Source organism: Vibrio sp. SALL6 (assembly GCF_002002385.1).
Classification (GTDB): Bacteria; Pseudomonadota; Gammaproteobacteria; order Enterobacterales; family Vibrionaceae; genus Vibrio; species Vibrio parahaemolyticus.
Genome location: NZ_MQVK01000055.1, coordinates 1 through 4,480, shown reverse-complemented (window position 1 = coordinate 4,480; position 4,480 = coordinate 1). Strand labels below are relative to the sequence as shown.

The 4,480-nt window shown below is 38.5% G+C and carries 7 protein-coding genes; all 7 read left to right on the top strand.

Going from position 1 to position 4,480, the window contains the following annotated elements:
• Positions 1-130: 130 nt before the first annotated feature.
• Positions 131-562: a hypothetical protein gene (locus BIW15_RS23425; protein WP_077281702.1), complete on the top strand. Its 432-nt coding sequence runs from the start codon at positions 131-133 to the stop codon at positions 560-562.
• A 226-nt stretch (positions 563-788) separates the two neighbouring features.
• Positions 789-1,370 carry a hypothetical protein gene (locus BIW15_RS23415; RefSeq protein WP_025548895.1) on the top strand — a complete coding sequence of 194 codons (582 nt, stop codon included), beginning with the start codon at positions 789-791 and terminating at the stop codon, positions 1,368-1,370.
• Positions 1,371-1,521: 151 nt separating this feature from the next.
• Positions 1,522-1,938, top strand: a complete 417-nt coding sequence (locus BIW15_RS23405; RefSeq protein ID WP_055030595.1) for an Imm70 family immunity protein — start codon at positions 1,522-1,524, stop codon at positions 1,936-1,938.
• 137 nt (positions 1,939-2,075) lie between these two features.
• On the top strand, positions 2,076-2,603 hold the full coding sequence (locus BIW15_RS23395; protein ID WP_218673963.1) for a hypothetical protein: 528 nt from the start codon (positions 2,076-2,078) through the stop codon (positions 2,601-2,603).
• A 150-nt stretch (positions 2,604-2,753) separates the two neighbouring features.
• Positions 2,754-2,969, top strand: coding sequence for a DUF6434 domain-containing protein (locus BIW15_RS23385; RefSeq protein WP_077281700.1), 216 nt, complete (start codon positions 2,754-2,756; stop codon positions 2,967-2,969).
• A 157-nt stretch (positions 2,970-3,126) separates the two neighbouring features.
• Positions 3,127-3,480 (top strand): hypothetical protein, encoded by a 354-nt coding sequence (locus BIW15_RS23380; RefSeq protein WP_077281699.1) that lies wholly within the window; start codon positions 3,127-3,129, stop codon positions 3,478-3,480.
• 137 nt (positions 3,481-3,617) lie between these two features.
• Positions 3,618-4,439 carry a hypothetical protein gene (locus tag BIW15_RS25180; protein WP_140263501.1) on the top strand — a complete coding sequence of 274 codons (822 nt, stop codon included), beginning with the start codon at positions 3,618-3,620 and terminating at the stop codon, positions 4,437-4,439.
• Positions 4,440-4,480 lie beyond the last annotated feature (41 nt).

Below are 4,480 nucleotides of genomic sequence, written 5' to 3'. Positions count from 1 at the left end.
GTTTAAGTGATTAAGGTGGTTTGCAGCGGCTTCTGCATTGCGTTGCTCACACCTTAACAGGGCGTTAGGTTTTCGGAGTAACATGAAGCAAGTAATATTTATCTTGTGTACTTTGATGTCAGGAGTAGTAATGTCTGAGGGTTTGTTTTTAAGCTCATATAATAAAGTGTCTGATCGTTATGCAATTCTCGATGAGTTTGACCAATCTGGAGTGCTTTACTTAACTAAGCCAGGGACTCAAAAGCCAGAACGAGACGCTGTCGCATACATTCAGTATGCTCCTGTATCCGAGGACGCTTGGAAACAGAAAATGAGGGTAGGAGAACCGCCGCAATTACATGAAGGTCTAGCTTCTGAAGTAGCAGTTATCGCAAAAACAGCAGAGCAAGATTTTAGCTTCTTATGGTCGGCTGATGGTAACTCAGTAGCCTTACTTTATAAAAATGCTCCTATAGCTTTCGTTAGTCAAAATGAAAAGTATGGCTTTAGTAAAGCGGTAGTATCAGACTCACCAATTGTTTCTATGTGGGATACAGATAAGTTTAACGAACTATTTGAGTAAAAACCTAACAAACTGCTCAAGAGGGATTCGCAACGCGTGGCATTTTTACTATGCGTTGAATTTAGTGATTAAGGTGGTTTGCGGCAGCTTCGGTATTGCGTTGCTCACCCCTTAGCAGGGCGTTAGGTTTTTGATTGTGCTTGGTCACTCATTTGTTTGATGAATATTGACTTGGCTGTCTACTCATTGCTCTAATTAAACAATGAGTTAGATACAAGGTATTGAAATGGAAGTTGTACAAAAAAAAGGCAAGAATAAATTCACGTTCAGTTTCGGAGATGATCGGTTTAATTACGGCTACGAGCAATCGTCGGGCAAAGGTGATGTAGATCTTTACTACGGTGATTTGCCACATAAAAGTTCAGAGATCATTGAACAGAATGAATGGCTGAGAAATGTAGGCATTCTTTGGATTGTAATTGGTGTTTTTCAAAGTGGATATGGCAGTTTTACGCGTGAAGCATTTTACTTAGATCCAATGTGGATCTTAATAGGTGGTGCTTGTTTAATTTGGGCGGTTGTATCAAAAATTACTTACACTGTTTATAACACTAATGAGGTTAACCTACTTATCATACAAGATAAACAGCATGATGCAGTAGTCGATACATTGATGAGTCGACGTAAAGAGCAACTTTTAGCTTGGTATTCGGATATTAACATGGAGAACGAGTTGGCTAATGAGATCAACAAGTTTAAATGGTTAGCCGAGCAAAAAGTATTAAGTGAAGAAGAATCAAAGCAAAAGATAGAAGAAGTAAAATATTACCATCAAGAGCAAGGTGATACAGAAAGAGTTCTTAACTAGTCATAAACCTAACAATCTGTTTAAGAGTGATTCGCAACGCTTGGCATTTTTGCTATGCGTTGCGTTATCGTGTTTAAGGTATTCTGCGGTGACTTCGGTATTGCGTTGCTCACACCTTAACAGGGCGTTAGTACTCTCGGAAAGGGTAAGTATGGCTGTAGGAATTAAAGTGGGTTGTATTACGGATGAAATTGGCACTCCAGATTTCTTCCATGCCTTTTTCAGCACGGTCAGTGCTAATCTAGAAGTAAATGGTTGGGGAACTAGGTTTCCAATATTGATGGGTAAGTTGTATCAAGGAAGGCTAGAGCCAAATTTTGCCGATATCGCAATAATGGAACTAAGGCAAATTCAAAGAGAATTATGTTGTTTAACTCCAGATAAGGTCGTGTGGGACATTGAAAGTCGGAGCAAACTACCTCCTTGGGGGCAAGAAATATCACCAGATATTAGATCTCTTGGAGATTACTTTATTACGTCTACAGGGCGTGATTTGATTTCGACATTAATTGAAGCACTGGAAGATGCATCAACGAACTTAAAGTCAGTGCTCGTAGTAGAGTACTAACAAACAGTTCAAGAGGGATTCACAACGCGTGGCATTTTTACTATGCGTTGTTTTTAGTGTTTAAGGCGGTATGCAGCAGCTTCGGTATTGCGTTGTTCACCCCTTAACTGGGCGTTATGAGTATTTGGAAGCATTGAGTGACAGAAATAGAAAACAATAACTGGCTATCCTTAGTTGGAATGATATCTGAGCTTAAGAAATGTGATGAATTAGGGGTAGTTACAGCATCAATTGCTATGGGTTTTATCGCAATTGACACTATGGCTAGCTTAGCTCGCGAAGAAAATAAATCCAGAGCAACACGATCTGATTTCCATGACTGGGTTAACCGCTATCTCAAAGGTGACCCAGAGCAATTGTACCAGTATCGTGGTAAAGATGTTTATGCTGCAAGGTGCGCATTTTTGCATTCGTATAGCTCTGATGCGGAACTGCATGAAAAAGACCCTGATATCATAAAGTATGTCTACCATGATGGTGGTAGACATACTTATAACCCAACTATTGATGCAAATTTGGTTGTCATTGCAACAAGGTCATTTGTATATGACATTATATGTGCAGCGAATGATTTTATGGATGAGTGCGCTAGGGACATAAAGCTAAGGGCTATAGTTGAAAGTCGTTTAGATTCTATTTTGCAAACCAAGCCATATCCCCAATAAAATACTCATAACAAACAATTTAAGAGTGATTCGGCACGCGTGGCATTTTTACTATGCGTCGGTTTTAGTGATTAGGGTGTTATGCGGCAGCATCGGTATTGCGTGCCTCACACCTTAATTGGGCGTTATACAAAATGGAGGAATCAGACCATGGAAAAGGTTGATTGGCATAAAAATGAGATTGATGACGGTACAGTCATTACAGATAGTTACAAGACAACTCAAAACGTTCGTCGTTATTTTAAATCCAAATTTGGTGAGCAATTTAAATTCGACCGAGATTTCATGCAATGGATGAAAAGCTCGGTGGGTTTAACAATGGATGACGCTTCTAAAGAGTGGATTAGGCGTCAAGATTCAAAGTAAGTCGCGCGAAATTTTGTATAACAAACTGTTTAAGCAGATTCGGCACGCGTGGCAGTTTTGGTTTGCAGTGGCTTTTGTGTTTACGGAGTAGTGCAGAGGCTTTCGTATTGCGTGCCTCACTACTTAACAGGGCGTTATATGATTAAGAGAGGTTTATGTGATACGGCTATTTTTAGTTCTATTTTTTTGTTTTTCATCGGCTGCATTATCTGCGTCTACAAATTTTGGTTTTTATTCAAATGTTAAAGCTAATGCGGAAACTGGCTCCATTGATGGGTATGAAATTTTAATTGTTCCAGCACAAAACGGTGACCAGTTAATTTTTCAAGTGTCTAAAGGTTGGCCGTCGAATGTCATAGTTTTTGATGTGGATGTAAATGACATTGAATTTGTCCATCCAACACTTGGAAAAATAGAAGTAGAATTTGTTAACGATGATTTGCATCTTGAATTTAAAGATAAATCTGTTGTTGAGGTTCTCAAAAGAGGCAAGTCTTTTTGGCAGCAATAAATAATCACATAACAAAGCGTTTAAGAGCGATTCCGCAACGCGTGCCAGTTTCGCTTCGCTCACAGTATGGCACGCATCACGTCACGCCTTAACGCGGCGTTATATGCTTTTAATAATAATTAACATTGGTGAAGATATTGATAGAGCTTGATTATTTTTGTTCAATCTTGCATACAAAGGCTGAAAGCATAGATTACTACCGTAAACGAGTGATGTTGATAGTGTTAGCTTGCTTGAGTACATCGCTATACTTTTCAAAAGAGATACTTTATTGGCTAAGTGCAATCGCCTTGCTTTTTCACATCGGTTCATTATTTATGGACTGGACTATAAAGAAAACTCGTGCACTAGCTAGTGAAATTCAGAAAATTTCGATGCTTTCTAAAACCTTCGGACAAGATAACATCGACTTCCACGAAGTTACTAGGTTAAAAGTAGAAGCCGGAACTGGTGTAAATGCAAAAGTTCAGACAAGAATTGACAATAACGAACTGGATGAAAGTACGACGTACACCAATGATGAAACAGAGCCCAACCAAAAGCTATTAAGAATGATCCAAGAAAATGCATTTTGGAATGGGCATTTATATTACTTTGCATATAAGGATGCAAAGAGAAAGATAATATTTATGGTGGCGGTGATCTTAATCTTAGCACTAGTTTTGATACCTAATGTTAAACTAGACCAAGATTACACGTTGATTAGACTTGTCTTTACAGTATTGTCTTTTGGGGTTGTTTACGAATTTGTTGAAACAATGTTCAAGTTTCAGACATCATCAAAGCAAATGACTGAGCTTGACCACAAAATATCTCGTCTAAACACAATAGAAGAACAAGAGTTACTTAATATATTTTCAAGTTATCATAATGTTATCTCGACAACGTCACCAATTCCTAGCAATGTTTATGCGTCTAATAAAAATATGCTCAATGCCACTTGGCGAGAACGCATATAACAAACTGTTTAAGAGTGATTCGCAACGCGTGGCATTTTTAC